At 63.2% G+C, this 14,718-nt stretch carries 15 protein-coding genes; 3 read left to right on the forward strand and 12 right to left on the reverse strand.

What is annotated here, in order from left to right:
• Positions 1-265: 265 nt before the first annotated feature.
• Positions 266-2,035, reverse strand: a complete 1,770-nt coding sequence (gene ligD / locus LB538_RS25865) for a DNA ligase D (RefSeq protein ID WP_224532304.1) — start codon at positions 2,033-2,035, stop codon at positions 266-268.
• A gap of 327 nt (positions 2,036-2,362) precedes the next feature.
• On the opposite strand from ligD, the gene ehuB reads away from it, so the two are divergent.
• On the forward strand, positions 2,363-3,235 hold the full coding sequence (ehuB, locus tag LB538_RS25870) for an ectoine/hydroxyectoine ABC transporter substrate-binding protein EhuB (protein ID WP_224532303.1): 873 nt from the start codon (positions 2,363-2,365) through the stop codon (positions 3,233-3,235).
• Positions 3,236-3,326: 91 nt separating this feature from the next.
• Here ehuB and LB538_RS25875 read toward each other — a convergent pair whose 3' ends face one another.
• Positions 3,327-3,767 (reverse strand): CopG family transcriptional regulator, encoded by a 441-nt coding sequence (locus LB538_RS25875; protein ID WP_224532302.1) that lies wholly within the window; start codon positions 3,765-3,767, stop codon positions 3,327-3,329.
• Between the two features lie 5 nt (positions 3,768-3,772).
• Positions 3,773-5,758, reverse strand: coding sequence for a conjugal transfer protein TraG (locus tag LB538_RS25880; RefSeq protein WP_224532301.1), 1,986 nt, complete (start codon positions 5,756-5,758; stop codon positions 3,773-3,775).
• 285 nt (positions 5,759-6,043) lie between these two features.
• On the opposite strand from LB538_RS25880, the gene LB538_RS25885 reads away from it, so the two are divergent.
• Positions 6,044-6,298 (forward strand): helix-turn-helix domain-containing protein, encoded by a 255-nt coding sequence (locus LB538_RS25885; RefSeq protein WP_224532300.1) that lies wholly within the window; start codon positions 6,044-6,046, stop codon positions 6,296-6,298.
• Entirely contained in the window at positions 6,298-7,608 is a 1,311-nt protein-coding gene (locus LB538_RS25890) for a type II toxin-antitoxin system HipA family toxin (protein WP_224532299.1), read from the forward strand. Before LB538_RS25885 ends, LB538_RS25890 begins: the two co-directional genes overlap by 1 nt.
• Before the next feature lie 404 nt (positions 7,609-8,012).
• Here the strand turns inward: LB538_RS25890 and LB538_RS25895 are convergent, their stop codons facing one another.
• From LB538_RS25895 to LB538_RS25935, 9 genes are all read right to left on the reverse strand, one after another.
• Positions 8,013-9,752 carry a relaxase/mobilization nuclease domain-containing protein gene (locus LB538_RS25895; RefSeq protein ID WP_224532298.1) on the reverse strand — a complete coding sequence of 580 codons (1,740 nt, stop codon included), beginning with the start codon at positions 9,750-9,752 and terminating at the stop codon, positions 8,013-8,015.
• Positions 9,753-9,995: 243 nt separating this feature from the next.
• A complete protein-coding gene (locus LB538_RS25900) occupies positions 9,996-10,772 on the reverse strand; it encodes a lytic transglycosylase domain-containing protein (protein ID WP_411909060.1) in 777 nt (258 codons plus the stop codon).
• Positions 10,769-11,098 carry a DUF736 domain-containing protein gene (locus tag LB538_RS25905; protein WP_224532297.1) on the reverse strand — a complete coding sequence of 110 codons (330 nt, stop codon included), beginning with the start codon at positions 11,096-11,098 and terminating at the stop codon, positions 10,769-10,771. Before LB538_RS25905 ends, LB538_RS25900 begins: the two co-directional genes overlap by 4 nt.
• A 36-nt stretch (positions 11,099-11,134) precedes the next feature.
• Positions 11,135-11,680: a S26 family signal peptidase gene (locus LB538_RS25910; protein ID WP_224532296.1), complete on the reverse strand. Its 546-nt coding sequence runs from the start codon at positions 11,678-11,680 to the stop codon at positions 11,135-11,137.
• Positions 11,677-12,168 (reverse strand): DUF2840 domain-containing protein, encoded by a 492-nt coding sequence (locus LB538_RS25915; protein ID WP_224532295.1) that lies wholly within the window; start codon positions 12,166-12,168, stop codon positions 11,677-11,679. Before LB538_RS25915 ends, LB538_RS25910 begins: the two co-directional genes overlap by 4 nt.
• Positions 12,165-13,220 carry a replication initiator protein A gene (locus LB538_RS25920; protein WP_224532294.1) on the reverse strand — a complete coding sequence of 352 codons (1,056 nt, stop codon included), beginning with the start codon at positions 13,218-13,220 and terminating at the stop codon, positions 12,165-12,167. Before LB538_RS25920 ends, LB538_RS25915 begins: the two co-directional genes overlap by 4 nt.
• 17 nt (positions 13,221-13,237) lie before the next feature.
• Positions 13,238-13,519 carry a helix-turn-helix transcriptional regulator gene (locus LB538_RS25925; protein ID WP_041002472.1) on the reverse strand — a complete coding sequence of 94 codons (282 nt, stop codon included), beginning with the start codon at positions 13,517-13,519 and terminating at the stop codon, positions 13,238-13,240.
• A gap of 271 nt (positions 13,520-13,790) precedes the next feature.
• Positions 13,791-14,117, reverse strand: a complete 327-nt coding sequence (locus LB538_RS25930) for a DUF736 domain-containing protein (protein ID WP_224560579.1) — start codon at positions 14,115-14,117, stop codon at positions 13,791-13,793.
• A gap of 2 nt (positions 14,118-14,119) precedes the next feature.
• Positions 14,120-14,317: a hypothetical protein gene (locus LB538_RS25935; protein ID WP_224532373.1), complete on the reverse strand. Its 198-nt coding sequence runs from the start codon at positions 14,315-14,317 to the stop codon at positions 14,120-14,122.
• Between the last annotated feature and the right edge of the window lie 401 nt (positions 14,318-14,718).

Below are 14,718 nucleotides of genomic sequence, written 5' to 3' on the forward strand. Positions count from 1 at the left end.
TCGGCCGCAGCTCTCCAATCTAAAGAACGCAAACAATCCTCGGATGTTGCGCCTCGACGAAATTAGTGCTTTGCCCACGCATATCTGATGGCGCTCTCCGGGCTCGTTTACTGGGTGCATAGCTGGACCGCCGTTCTGATGGCTTTTCGCAAGCGCAGGTGATCGGCATCGAAGGGGCGGAGATCTTAAATGTCATTGGCCCGCGTGGCTACTCGCCTTGGCGTCCAAGGTGGGTGAACTGAGCGGGAAGTTAAGCGACTTCGCACTACGCTACCTTTCGAACAGCAGCCCTGAATGGATGATCGATGGTGAAGACGTCCGGCTGGATTCCCCGCTCGATCTGCGTCCATGTGACAGGATGGGCAATAGGAAAGCCGGGCCGCGCTCGTGGCGAGAACGTACCGACTGCAGTATTGCCGCGCCCGTTGCGAAGATAGTCGAGGAAGATGCGACCCCCTCGGGCGGCCGGATCGGCTGCCAAGAGGTAACGGTCCGGCTTGGCATCAATGAGGCACTGGGCGAGCGATCTGGCCAATTGCCGCGCCTTGTCGTGGGTCGCACCCGAAGCCAGCGGAGCCGTCAGGTGAATGCCTTTGCCTCCGGTGAGCTTCGGCCAGCTCCGCAACCCAGCCGCTTCCATGATGTCACGTAGCGACAGCGCCGCCTCGATCACCGCATCCCATGGCACGTCTTCGCCAGGATCGAGGTCGAGCACGAGCTGATCCGGATGCTCGATGTCGTCAATAGTGGCGTTCCAAGGGTGTAACTCGACAGCATCCATTTCGACCAAGCCGAGGAAGCCGTCGAGATCATCCACCCAAACCCGGACGCCTTCGCCGCCTTCGCGTTTTTGCACCCGCAGCTGGTGCACCGACGCGGGTATCGGCGGCAGCGGTCCCTTATGGTAGAAGGTGGCCCCGGACGCATGGCGAACCAGCTTCAGTGGTCTCCGGCCCAGATAAACCAGCGCTCGGTCGGCCACCCGCCGCCAGTAGCCCACAAGCTCTTCCCTGGAAGGTGAAACTGCATCGGGTAGCAGCTGGAGAATGTTCTCGCGCGGAACGCCATGTTGGCCCTCCAACCTGCGCTTGGAGGGCGACGGCGGCTTCGCCGGGATCACCTGGAGATCCTCGCGCAATCCCTTGAACACTGCCTCGCGCAAGATGCCCCGGTCTGTGACGCCACTGAATTGCACCTCCGCCAGCACCTCCGGCCGGACCCACGTTGCCTTGGGCTTTTTGATCGGCTCCGAGAGAGGTGATTTGCAGATGATGAGCGGATCGAGTCGCTCGCGAACTCGCCGGGCTGCCTCCAGCGTATAGCCGCTTTGCGCTTTTCCAGCATAAAGCAGCCGCTCGCCCTCCCATCTGCCGATATACAGGGAAGCAACGCGGCGCGGCTGCGCGCCAAGCTTTTCGACGAAAGCTACAATCGGGAACGTGTCGCTCTTGACGCACTTCACCTTGAGCCAGCTCGTTTGGACACCGGAACGGTAGGGAGAGTCAGCCCGCTTTGAGACCACCCCCTCCAGGCCCATGCGGCAGGCATGGTCGAACACGTCCTTGCCGCTAATGTCCAGGTGTTCGACAAAGGTCAGCGTTGGAGTCGTTTCCTGCAGCAGCCCGTGCAGCGCAGCTTTGCGCTCGATCAGCGGCTGCTGTCGAATGTCTCGGCCGTTGAGGTACAAAAGATCGAACGCAAAGAACATGAGCTTCGGCGAGCTCGGGTTTGCCAGCTCCCGCTCGAGAGCTTGGAAATCCGGCAGGCCGGTGTTGCCGAGAACCACAGCTTCTCCGTCAATGATCGCGGATCGGACCGGCAGGTTCGCCGCCGCCTGGACGATCCGTTTGTACCGATGCGACCAGTCATAGCCCCGACGGGTGAAGGCACGTGCCCCGCCACCTTCAACGATAAGCTCTGTCCGGTAGCCATCGTATTTGATTTCGTGCAGCCAGTCCGTGTCGGCAGGAGCGTTCTCGACCAGCGTCGGTGATTGGAATTCGATGAAGGCGAGGTGACCGGTCGATTTACGCATGCACTCGAACTCCTGAACCGGGATTCAAACCGGGCCGGAGCAATCGGTTCCGAAGATATTAGCAAAATTGAATATGATCGTCGACCGCCGGCGCGGTTGGCTGCTACCTCTGAAAGCTCTTAGAAACCTTGTAGGCGATGATCGTGCGCTGAGCCTTATCCGCTCAACGGCCAATCCAGCGGTGAGCCGCCTCTCGCTGCCTCGCGTCGGCAATATTTTGTACATATCTTGTATACCTATATTGACGCATTGGCGGCCCTCAACGTAGCGTTGAAGGGCTGGGGCCGAACCCCTGCGCGCAACTCAATCTCACGGGAGGACTGCACGATGAAATTTCGAGCCAGATCGGCCGCCATTGGCCTGGCCTGCATCGCCTATGCCGCGATTGTTGGATCTGTGCTGCCGGCCACGGCGGAAACGACAAAGGAACGCGTCTTGAGAGGGGGCAGGATCGTGATCGGCATCCACAACCGCGCGCCATGGGGCTACAAGAAGGAAGAAACCGGCGAGTTGCTCGGCTGGCATCCGGACCTGCTCAGAGCAGCGTTCGCCGACCTCGGCGTCAAGCAGGTCGACTTCCAGGTCACCGAGTTCGGCGCGTTGATTCCTGGCTTGATGGCCGGGCGTTTCGATGCCGTGGCGTCCGGCTTGTCGATAACGCCGCCGCGATGCCAGCAGGTCGCCTTCGGCGCTCCCGACCTGAGGCAGGACGATGCAGCGATCGTACTCGCCGGCAATCCCAAGGCGATCCATAGCTATGCGGATCTTGCCAAAAAATCCGATACCATCATGGGCGGCGGCCGCGGCAGCAACGTCATCCAGAACGCCATCGCCGAGGGCGTCCCTGCCGATCGCATCCTGCAGTTTCCCGACATCGAGACCAACATCGCGGCACTGCGCGCCGGCCGCATCGACGCCGCGGTGTTTTCTTCCCCGACGGTCATCGGGCTGCTGGCCGGCAAAAAGAGCCCCGATCTGGAGCGCGCCAACCCATTCACGACCGACGAGAAGTCGATCAGCTACGTCGCGATCGCGTTCAGGAAGGATGATGGTGACCTGCGCGACCTCTACAATCAGGGGCTGGCCAAGGTCATGTCGAACGGCACGATTGCCACCATCATGGCGAAGTACGGATTCGGCCCCACGGAAAACGTGCCGCCAGGATTGACGACCTCGCAGTTGTGCGGAGCCGCCAACTGACCGGATTGGCAACGGGAAGCCGCCCAGCAATCAACAGGACCTGGCGGCGCCGCGCGAGCCCGGGCGGCGCCTTCGCCCGCAGGCCCTCGCATCACTGCCGCTCAGGATCGCTGGATGGCACGATGTCTTCGGGGATTTCCTGCCGCAAGCTCGGCCCCTTGGCCAGCCGCCTGCCAAGCGCGGAAACGAAAGCTTCATAGCGCTCGCATGCCTTGGCGCGCGCTGCTTGGGCCATCGGCTCAGGCAAGGCCGGAGTGGTGGCAAGCCAGAAGCGGATGAAGACCGCGAGGGTTTCAACCGAGATGCCGACGTCGCGCTCCAACCGCGCGATCCGGCGATCGATCCGGTCGAGACGTTTGGAGATAGCCGCCTCGCGTTGCGCGTCGGCCTCCGGAGAAAGGAAGGAGGCGATCGCCGCCTCAGCGACGAGCGACTGCGAGCGATCGCGCCGGGCGGCATAATCGACCAGCAAGGCCATCACGGCAGGGTCGAGATAGACGGAAATCTGGACCTTCTTCGTTCGTGCTGTCATGACCTTCACAGCTCCATGCCGTCGTCAGGGTCGAGCGCGATCTGGCGCGCCACGCCCCGGACAAGGCGAGCCATCCGGCTGCTGCTCGATGCGAGATTATCCGTCTCGTCAGGCGCTTCGATCTCGAATTCGTTGACGGGCGGCAGCTCCGCCGCAGCCGGGAGAAGAGGATCGAGCTCGGGCTGACGTCGCAATTCGGACTCAGTCGATTCCTCCTGAACTTTCGCCACGGCAGTAGCGGCTGCCACACCAGATGGCGCGAGCGGCAACGGAAGCGCCGTCCAATCGTCAGGCTCCGGCTCGGCTCGAGCCGTGACAGCCGGTGGCGGCAGAATGCGCTCCCGCAACCGCGGGTCTTCGAAATAGCGCGCCTTCTTCGCCCGGATCGGCGGCGTGCCGGCCAGCATGACGATCTCGTCGCCTGCCGGCAGTTGCATGATCTCGCCGGGCGTCAGCAATGGTCGCGCCGTCTCCGAGCGCGACACCATGAGATGACCGAGCCAGGGCGAGAGACGGTGACCGGCATAGTTCTTCATCGCCTTCAGTTCCGTTGCGGTGCCCAGGGCATCGGAGACACGCTTGGCGGTACGCTCGTCATTGGTCGCAAAGCTGACGCGTACATGACAGTTGTCCAGAATAGAATTGTTCGGGCCGTAGGCCTTCTCAATCTGGTTGAGGGACTGCGCGATCAGGAAGCTTTTCAACCCATAGCCGGCCATGAAAGCGAGCGCGGATTCGAAGAAGTCGAGCCGCCCGAGCGCCGGGAACTCGTCCAGCATCAGAAGCAATCGATGGCGATCCGTCCTGGCCTGCAGATCCTCGGTCAGACGGCGGCCGATCTGGTTGAGAATGAGACGGATCAGCGGCTTGGTACGGCTGATGTCGGAGGGTGGAACAACGAGATAGAGCGTCGCCGGACGAGGATCGGCGACCAGGTCGGCGATGCGCCAGCCGCATGCGCGCGTCACCTCCGCCACCACCGGATCGCGATAGAGCCCAAGGAAGGACATCGCGGTCGAGAGCACGCCGGAGCGTTCGTTGTCCGACTTGTTCAACAACTCACGGGCCGCGCTGGCGATGACTGGATGCGGACCGCCCTCCCCCAGATGCTGCGTCGTCATCATCGAGGCCAACGTCGATTCGATCGGCCGCTTCGGATCGGACAGGAATGCCGCGACGCCGGCAAGCGTCTTGTCCGGTCCGGCATAGAGCACATGCAGGATCGCGCCGACCAGGAGCGCGTGGCTCGTCTTTTCCCAATGGTTGCGCCGTTCAAGCGAGCCCTCGGGGTCGACCAGGATGTCGGCGATGTTTTGCACATCGCGGACCTCCCATTCACCCCGGCGAACCTCGAGCAGAGGATTGTATGCGTCCGATCTTGCATTGGTCGGATCAAACAGCAGCACCCGGCCGTGGCGGGCGCGGAAGCCGGCGGTCAGACCCCAGTTCTCGCCCTTGATGTCATGGACGATCGCCGAGCCAGGCCAGGTCAGCAGCGACGGCACAACAAGCCCGACACCCTTTCCCGAACGCGTCGGCGCAAAGCAAAGCACATGCTCAGGCCCGTCGTGGCGCAGATAGTGAGTTCCATAGCGCCCCAGCACCACGCCGTCGGGGGCAAGCAGGCCTGCCGCCTGCACTTCGCTTCTTTCGGCCCAGCGCGCGGAACCATAGGTCGCGACCTCCCTCGCCTCGCGGGCACGCCACAGCGACATGCCGATCGCTACGGCGATCGCGATGAAGCCGCCCGAGGCGGCAATGAGGCCGCCGCGCGCGAAGATGGCCGGCGCATAGGCGTCGTAGAAATACCACCACCAGAAAATAGCAGGCGGATAGTAGACTGGAATGCGGCCGATGACGAACCAAGGCGCTCCCAGCCGCTCCTGATAACCCAGCTGCCAGGCGGACCATTGCGTGGCGGCCCAGATCGTGAGGAGCACGATCAGGAAGACCACGACAATCTGTCCCCAAAGGACTTTCGTTCCCGACATTCGCTTCTCCTTGTGGCGAGAGGTCAGCAAGGTGACGCGAGATGCAACAGCCGTCTGACGCCGATCGCATCGCATCTTGCCGTCGGCTAGAAAGACAGGGAATCGGGAAGCCCAAGAGCCCGGGGCGCGAGCGAGGGCGCTGTCCTCTTGGGCTACGCATTTGAGTAGCAGACATCATACGCGATTGCGGTCGCTATACGCATCTGCGTATGCGACGGACTTATACGCCATCGCGTATATTGCAAAACCATACGCGATCGCGTATATACGCTCCAGGAGACTACCATGACCGACCAGATCGCTCGCAACGAAAAGCAACTCGGCGCCATTCTGCGTCGCGCCCGCAGGCAAGCCGATCTCACGCAAGAGATGCTTGGCAGCCGGATCCACCTGCGTCAGGCCACCGTGTCTCGCCTTGAAGCCGGCGAGCCGGCAGTGCAGCTCAGTACCTTGATGGCTGCACTCTCCGCCCTCGACCTTGAACTTGTCGTTCGCCCGCGCAGCAAAAGCAGCGCGACCGAGATCGCGGACCTGTTCTGATGGCGCGGCGGCCGGCTCACACGCCGCTAAATGTCTACGTGAACGGTCGCCTGGTGGGCGTGCTGCGCAGGCAATCCACCGGCGCCGTGGACTTTCGATATGCCCGCGAATGGCTGGACTGGCACGGCACCTTCCCTGTCTCGCTTTCGCTTCCCTTGCGGGAGGACCGCTATATCGGCGCGCCGGTTATCAATGTCTTCGACAACCTGCTTCCCGACAATGACGCCATCCGCAAGCGGATTGCCGAACGTGTCGGCGCAGATGGCACCGACGCCTACAGCATGCTTGCCGCCCTCGGCCATGACTGCGTCGGCGCATTGCAATTCCTGCCTGATGGCGTCGATCCCGGCAGCCCTGGTAGCAGCGAAGGCAAGCCGGTCAGCAAAAAGGAGATTGCCGGGATAATCGCAAACCTCGCTGACGCCCCGCTTGGCCTCGGCGAGGATGAGGATTTCCGCATCTCGATCGCCGGCGCCCAGGAAAAGACGGCGCTGCTACGCAAGGACGGACGCTGGTACAAGCCGGTCGGCACGGCGGCGACCACCCACATCCTGAAACCGCAGATCGGCAGGTTGCCGAATGGCATCGATCTCTCCAACAGCGTTGAGAACGAATATCTGTGCCTTAAGCTGATCGACGCGTTCGGCGTTCCCGCCGCCAAAACTGAGATGGCCGACTTCGGGGAGCGCCGTACGCTGATCGTCGAGCGGTTCGACCGCTTGTGGGCCGCGGATGGCCGTCTCATGCGCCTTCCACAGGAGGATATGTGTCAAGCACTGTCGGTCCCGCCGACACGCAAATACCAGTCAGAGGGCGGTCCCGGCATGCCGTCGATTATCGAGCTGCTTAAGGGCAGTGACAGGCCCGAAGACGACATCTCGCTGTTTTTGCGTGCCTGCATAATATTCTGGCTCATTGGCGCGACCGACGGCCACGCCAAGAACTTCAGCATTTTTCTCGGGCCCGGCGGGCGGTTTCGGATGACGCCGCTCTACGACGTGCTGACCGCGCAGCCCAGCCTTGATGCTGGACAGATCCCCCGCAAAAAATTCAAGCTGGCGATGTCTGCCGGCAAGAGCCGGCATTATTCCATACATGAAATTGTACCCCGCCATTTCATGCAGACCGCCGAGGTTTCCGGCGTGGGGGCGCCCCTGATGCGCAAGATTTTCGAAGACATCTCCGCAAATGCCGAGCGGTGGACCGAGGCCGTGATTTCGTCGTTGCCACGTCACTTTCCCGCGCAACTCGTCGAGTCGGTCGGATCGGCGATAATCAGGCGTGCGACAATCCTCGCCGAGATACACTGATCAAACTAGTGGGCGGCCGCACAAGAATTCAGGGCCACCCAACCGCACATTCGATATCGACATCCCCTGCGGCGCAGCTAAGGCTGCCTCTTCTCGGTACACGGGATCGTGTCTTCCGAAATCTCTTGGCGCAGCTTCGCCCCCTTTTCGCCAGGCTGTCCCGCGCGGTGACGAAGGCCTTTTAGGGTTCGCCGGTCCCCCGCGCGGCTCGGGCGTGCAGGCGCATAAGTGGACGGGCAGGCCGGCGCGACCGACCAGCGCGGCCCGAGGTGCCGCCGAACGCCAAGTCTCCATGCCGCGATTGTGTCGCCGTCCAAGTCGTCAGCACCACGGCTCAGGAAAACCGTGAGATCTGCTCCCAAAGGATTTTCGCGGCCGACATGGCAGGACCATTCGTTCAGCTGCTAGAGACCTAGCCCGCGCTTGCGGGCAAAGCTCCAATCGACACCGCCGTCGCCGCGAGTGCTGCCGCTGATATGCTGGCCAAGGTGCCTTTCGAGTGAAGGCGTCCAGGGCACGAGCTGGAACCCGAGGCCATCATCGATCATCGCGAATCGGCCGGACGCAAGCGCAAAGCGCTGGCTGTAGGTGCCGGACACGGATTCACCGCTTGCCGTACGGTTGAAGGAGCGGCCGGATTGGGCCGCGATCCTGTCGCCCAGCGCCTCGAGTTCCCTTCGGCGCAGCGTGTCGATCAAGTTGCCGGCAAAGACGGTCCCGCCCGGCTGCCGCTCCGCCAGCCCCAGCCCGACCAGGTGCTCGACGCGCCGATCGAGCGCCTGGCGCACCTCGGCGCCGAAGCCGCCATCGGAAAGAGCCGCCGCAGGACGGGCAAGCGCCTGCCGGTCGAGCCAGGTCGCCCCCTCCGCAACCACCTGTCTGTCGATGTCGAGATCGGAGCGCACGGCAAGCGCCAGCCGCCGCCGACCCTGAGCGTCCTCGAATTTGCGCAGTTCGACGATTGCGCCCGGCGCACCATCGCCCGCCGCCTCGAGATCGGCGAGCCGGACGTGATGACAGCGGCCATCGACGCCATCCATGATTGCATAGGCACTGCCGCTCAGTTCGTCATCCAGGCCGCGCTCGATCAGACGGCCGCTAATCGTCTCGCCGATGCTCTCTGCGGCCAGCACATAGCTGGCGCTCGCGCGTTCGATGTCGCGGGCCGAGAATGCGCGATGCATGCGTTTGATGATATCGGCGCGCTCACCCATCTGGCGCAGCGTCGCCTCGGCTCTCTCGCTGACGATCCATTGGCCAGGACCGAGCTGTTCAGCGAGGCCGAGCGTCTCCAGCCTGCGCAGCCGCCCGATCTTCGGCGCAATGAATTCGTCAGGCTGGCGATCGGCACGTGGCGCGAGATCGATGACACCGTCCTCGCCTGCGTCGCGGAGCAACTGGCGGTCCAGCCCGGTCCACCGCTCGGCCTCGACCTGGCGCTCGACGTGCCGGCGGATCTCAAGCTCCGACCGGGGGCCAAGCTCCTGCGTGACGAGCTCGCTGGCGCGATCGCGCATGCCACGGCTGATATAGTCGCGCGAGATGACCAGGTCCTGGCCGTCGTCGGCCCGGCCGCGCAGGATGACGTGGACATGGGGATTGTCGGTGTTCCAATGGTCCACCGCGATCCAGTCGAGCGACGTGCCGAGATCCTCCTGCATCCGACCCATGAGATCACGGGTGAAGGATTTCAGGTCGGCGATGTCGGCGGCATCCTCGGGCGAGACGATGAAGCGGAAATGATGCCGGTCGTCCTTGCAGCGATCGACGAAATCCGCAGTCGACGCATCGTCGACCTCCGGTCCGAACATTCGGGCTTTCGTGTCGTCGCGTGTGACGCCTTCGCGGCGCAAATAATTGAGGTGGGTCGCCAGCGGCGCGCCACGTTTCGAATGGCGAACCACGCGGGTCTTGATCGTGGCGAGGCGGGAGCGGCCGGTGAGGAAGCGATTGGCTTGAACGCTCGCTGCCCTGCCGCGTCCGAACTGCGAGCGCTTGCCTGTCCCGATCCGGCCTGACCGGGACACGCTGCCGCCAGCCTTTTGCGCTGCCGCAAGCGCTTGGGCGATGAAGGGCCGCGACGATTGAGCTCGCGTCGAGCGAATGCGGCCTGGACGGATACGGAACTCGTGCTCATCAGACACGGCGCCCGCCCTCACCTTGCCATAAGTACAGCAAATACAATAATTTGCATGTTCTCAGCACATTGCGCCGAGGCGCCGCAATGTGCGAGAAACGGCAAAGAACCCAATAAATGCAACCAACCGACCGCAGCACAATGTGCGCCCTTTTATCTTGCCATCCTTCGGTTGTTGCCTTGTACCCTATGCGCCTCAAAGGCCACGACGCCCAAAGAGGCGCCGGGGCGCGATTTGGCGGAGACTTCATCATCGCTGCGGTGTCCGTAGGTCCGACCCAGTGAACAGTTGCAGCGGCTGCGAACCGGCCACGAAAAGTTCGCGCGCCAACGGTGACGATGAGACCGCGACAGAAGCGTGCTCGCCGGACGAGAGACCGGAATCCGCCAAGGACCCGGACCGCACTATGAACAGCGGCGCGAGGTTCCAAGTGATGGCCTTGGCATGACCGGCGGTGAGCGCGCCGGGCGCATCACCGCCGCGCCACAAAGGGCGAAGCTTCGCAACATAGGCCCGGGTTTCTGCCGGCAGCGGGAGGCCCCTCAAAGAGGCTTCGTAGCGCCCCGGCCCCGCATTGTAGGCGGCCAGGAAGCCCGGTGAACCGTATCGATCATAGAGCTCGCGAAGATAGGCGGTGCCGGCAAGGATGTTGTCGTGCGGATCGTAGGGGTCGCGGCCGAGTTGATGACGAAGACGCAGTTCGGCCCAGGTTTCGGGCATGATCTGCATCAGACCCACTGCACCCTTGCGCGACACGGCGCGTGGGTCGCGGGCGCTCTCGATGTGCATGACTGCCCGTATCCAGAGCTGAGGAATGCGAAAACGATGCGACGCCTCGGCGATATGGGTGGCATATGGATCGTCCGCAGGCATACGTGGCCCCGGGGCGCTCTGTGCGACGGCCTCCGTCATCGCGTGACAAAAAATCAGCATGCCAGCGATAAGCCAACGTGCTTGCCTCCGACCGGGCAACCAACTGACGGGGCGGCTTTCGTGCGCATATTTCGGCGCCGATGGCGCCCTCATCGAGCACGCTCCGGCCGCCATTTCGGCCGGATCCAGCGCAGCGACCAGGAACCGTCATCGGAGCGGAAGAGACCGGCGCGAAAGCGTCGGCCAAACAGCGGATCTTCCAATCGGCAGGACAGATAGTCGCCAGCCGTCTGCCCGGTTTCCTTCCAGGCCGCGCCGACCTCGGGGCCGCTGCCATCGCCGATATGGATGCGAAAATCCGGCGCATTGCCGTTGGACGTCCTGATCGGGACAAGCACCAGCGCGACGTCCACGAGCAGCGTTCGAATGCGTCCGGAGTAACCGGATTCCGTTTCATGGAAGACGCCGATCTCGGCCATGGACTATCTCCTTCCTCTTGTTGGCTGTGCTGAATTTCAGTTCGCGGGAGCAAGCCAGGTGTAATGGCCATCGCCCCTCTCGTCGGTCCAAAGCGGCATCGCGCGCCCAACGATCGAGTCCATCGGGAACGGGCCGAAATAGCGGCCGTCGAGACTGTCCTGGACATTCCGGTTCATGACGAAGATTTCGGCGGCGACAATGGTGCGGCAGCCCTGCCAGTCAGGCAGCGCGCGTCCTTTGCGATCGCGCTCCAGCGCGGTGCCAACGGCAAGCCCGTTCACCGTGACGACGCGGCCGACGCGACAGACTTCCTGTCCAGGAAGCCCTTCGATGTGCTTCAGCATTGGCACACCGAGCGGAAGGTAGCCGCGTTCGCCGGCGAACCGAGCGACGGTCTCCGGCGGTTCGATGACGGCGAGCGCGCCAGCCGTAGGGACGGCCATTTTCCTGAGTGAATAGAGCCCGATCGGCGCGCTGGCCGACGCGTTCCATAGCAGCAGCGGCGGCATTTCCACAGCAGCTGGAGCGACGATCGCGGCAACGGCCGCAAGCGTCACGGCCATGCAAGCGGCGCGGCTCATGAAGTCGCTCGCTTGCGCAACAGAAAGGCCCGGTGCTGCTCGAGCGAATAGGCGCGCGGCGTTCCGCCGGCAACCAGCCGGTTGTGGGTCTGACGCCAATAGTCAGGGGCGGCATCGACCGGATCGAGGCCGATCGCCTCGATTGCATCGATCAGTTGAAGAACCCGCTCAACCTTGTCCCAGCCTGCGATCTTGAGCAGGATCTCGGCGCCTGGCCGGATGTAAGGCAGCGTCTGATAGGGTTCAACGGGCAAGACGGCGCGCACGATGTCGATGCGCGAAACGATGGTGCCAAAGTCATTCGCCGCCCAGCGGACGAACGCAAAAACGCTGCCCGGCGCAAATCCCACGACGCGACGCCGCGTGTCGATGATCGTCTGATCGGCAGGGCGTCCGAAGCGGATGCGGTGCTCGATCCGTTTCTCGATCCAGATCAACTCCACCGTCGTGAGGCCGGTGCGCGGCGTCGATTGAGGAGGCCGCGTCATGCGTCGCCTCCACCGCGTCGGCCGACAAATCGCGGCTTCTGCTCCCCGCCGTCGATGCGCGGCTGCTCCGCAAGAATGTTAGATTGAGAGTTAGACTCCAAGTTAAGAGCGCGATTTTTCGTTTTGGGTCCGTTCCTTAAGGCCGATTGCGGTTCCCGAAAGCACGAGGAAGCGGTTCCCGATGGCACGATAGTTCGGGTTCCCGATGGCACGATCCTATCAACAGGCGTCGGCGCCGGTTCGAAAGCCAACAACACGCGGCCGCTGGCTTCGACCTCGGTGAACAGCAGATATCCCGGCAAAGGCTGACGACGCACGATGTCACGCAGCTCGAAGGCGAAGCGCTTGAGTGGCGAGAGACTGCCGGATTTCCGATGCAGGTGGCTGATGTCGAAACGCCAGCCGGCGCGCTGGCGCCCGCCATGCTTTCGCACCAGGCGATAGAGCCAACGCTCCAGGCCGCCGGTCAGCCCGAAATAGGCCCGGTCTATCGTCAGGATCAGCGTGTCGTCCATGACGGCGCGATAGAACCAATCAGGCAGGATCATTTCGACGCCAAGCGGGCGGCCGTTTCGACCCGAACGTTCCTGCCATTCATTGATCCACGAGAAGCGATGACGCCGTCCCTCGGCGGGTTGGCGGATGGAGGTGACGACGCTTGTCGACTGCAGGCGGTCGAGCGCCGCCTTGAGGCGCAGGTAGTCTCGCTTGGAGACGCCGCGGCCGATGAAGGTAAGCATCTCGTATGGCGTCGCGGCCATCAGGCGGGATGTGCGCAATCCGGCGTCCCGCGCGCTGACGATCTGGCTAGCGGCCCAGATCAGAATATCGGCATCCCAGATCGTCGCCATGCCGTGATCGGGCATCGCTTCGACACGGATCGCGATATCGCCGGCGTGAAAGTCGATCGGTGCGATGCGCCTGGATTTGGCGAGGGAGAAGAAGGGATAGGCCATGAGGTCCTGCGCATCGCGTGGCGCGACGACGCCCGGCAGAGCCTGGAACAGGTCGAGCTGTTCGCGCTCCAATGGTGGGCGTAGTCGTGCCGACAAGGGGGAAATCAGCGGGCTCAGCGCCTTTCGCGCCCGGCATAAGGGATCAGGCGGGCGGCCTGAGGCTTGGCGGGCAGCACCGACCCATGCGGATCGGACGTCGATGTCATCGCGCCGCGCTGAACCCAGAGCTGGAGGTCATCGACGGCGTAGACCACGCGGCCGCCAAGTTTGCGATAGGCAGGCCCGGTGCCGTAGGTGCGATGTTTCTCAAGCGTGCGCGCCGAGAGACTGAGGAAATGCGCGGCTTCCGAAGTGCGCAGGTAGCGCGGCGGCAGTGGCGCGGCGTCGGCGTTCATGAGGTTTCTCCTTCCGGCCGTTGCGGTTGAACGGCGATCGATGGCCAGGATGGAGGAGCAAGGGCACGATGATCAGGTGCGCAATTGAGGGGCACTATTTCGCACCGCTGAGAGACCTTAGGCGGTGGCTCGGGCGCGTGCGTCGATCGGAGGTATCGCGCATCAAGCCGCGCACCCGGTAACCGGAACCTCGGTCAGATACCGGCGCCGCGGAACGTTTCCGCGCCATCAGGAGACGCCCCCCCCGGTGCCGGGCGGGGCGTCTTCCAGGTCACTCGCTATTGCGGCGGTTGGGTCGGGACCAGATGAGGCTGTGGCCCTCGCCTTCCTCGTCGGCGAAGAGGTTGGCGTAGATGGGAGCGGTGAAGCTCGGATCGTCTAGCTTGAGCCCGAGATAATCGCGGCCCTCGTTGGAGCGCTTGGACCAGGCGGCGCCGATCTCGGCCTTGCCGACCACCACGCGGTGGCTTGGAGCGTTCTCGCCGCTGGCCCGGGTGTCGGGGACGATGCGCACGCCCTTGGCCTGGACGCTGAGGGTGACGATCTCGCCGGTGAACTCGTTCGCATTGGTCTTCTTGAAGCTGCCGATGGTAGCCATTTTCAGTCTCCGTTCTTGTTTCCGAGCCCGCACCATGCGGCCTCGATGGCGATCGTGAGGCCGGAGGCGACCGCTGCCGCATCGCTTGCGACCGCAGCAAAGCGCAGGATGGCGCAGGCGCGCGTTTCTTGGTTGCGCGAGGAATGGGCTTCGCCCAGGGGAAGAAACGCGCGTCGCGCCATTGCGGCATAGGCGATCAAGGCTTCCGCCGTCCTTCGGCCAGATCAGCCCGTCCGAGAGGTCGTTTGGTGCCCGCCGTGAAATGGAAGACGGGACGATGCGATCATCTGCGGGTAAATGACCTGATGTGGACCATTTCGCCGGTGCTGATGTCACCAGGGCCTGACATGTGCTGCATCAGAGCCTGATCCATCTGGCGATCGCGCATGGGATCGGCCTCGGCTTCGCGTGATGACTGGTAATGCCGTTGCTGGATGCTATCGAAGCTGGTCCAGACACGCGCTCCAAGTACCGGCTTTTGCTATTGAGCGGCCGTATATTGCGGACGTCTCGTTGCGGCCGATAACGGAACGTCCTCTTCGGACAATTAGGCTAGGTCCCCGGCATCGACGGCAGTTGTAATCCTGTTTGCAGGTCGGGT

This window comes from Mesorhizobium sp. Ca11, from assembly GCF_020165275.1.
Taxonomy (GTDB): domain Bacteria; phylum Pseudomonadota; class Alphaproteobacteria; order Rhizobiales; family Rhizobiaceae; genus Mesorhizobium.

Excerpts from the sequence above, each read along its gene's own strand:
- ehuB (WP_224532303.1), top strand. The coding sequence starts at position 2,363 with ATGAAATTTCGAGCCAGATCGGCCGCCATTGGCCTGGCCTGCATCGCC.
- LB538_RS25885 (WP_224532300.1), top strand. The coding sequence starts at position 6,044 with ATGACCGACCAGATCGCTCGCAACGAAAAGCAACTCGGCGCCATTCTG.
- LB538_RS25925 (WP_041002472.1), bottom strand. The coding sequence starts at position 13,519 with ATGAACGCCGACGCCGCGCCACTGCCGCCGCGCTACCTGCGCACTTCG.
- LB538_RS25915 (WP_224532295.1), bottom strand. The coding sequence starts at position 12,168 with ATGACGCGGCCTCCTCAATCGACGCCGCGCACCGGCCTCACGACGGTG.
- LB538_RS25880 (WP_224532301.1), bottom strand. The coding sequence starts at position 5,758 with ATGTCGGGAACGAAAGTCCTTTGGGGACAGATTGTCGTGGTCTTCCTG.
- LB538_RS25930 (WP_224560579.1), bottom strand. The coding sequence starts at position 14,117 with ATGGCTACCATCGGCAGCTTCAAGAAGACCAATGCGAACGAGTTCACC.
- LB538_RS25900 (WP_411909060.1), bottom strand. The coding sequence starts at position 10,772 with ATGAGGGCGCCATCGGCGCCGAAATATGCGCACGAAAGCCGCCCCGTC.
- LB538_RS25910 (WP_224532296.1), bottom strand. The coding sequence starts at position 11,680 with ATGAGCCGCGCCGCTTGCATGGCCGTGACGCTTGCGGCCGTTGCCGCG.
- LB538_RS25875 (WP_224532302.1), bottom strand. The coding sequence starts at position 3,767 with ATGACAGCACGAACGAAGAAGGTCCAGATTTCCGTCTATCTCGACCCT.
- LB538_RS25905 (WP_224532297.1), bottom strand. The coding sequence starts at position 11,098 with ATGGCCGAGATCGGCGTCTTCCATGAAACGGAATCCGGTTACTCCGGA.
- LB538_RS25890 (WP_224532299.1), top strand. The coding sequence starts at position 6,298 with ATGGCGCGGCGGCCGGCTCACACGCCGCTAAATGTCTACGTGAACGGT.
- ligD (WP_224532304.1), bottom strand. The coding sequence starts at position 2,035 with ATGCGTAAATCGACCGGTCACCTCGCCTTCATCGAATTCCAATCACCG.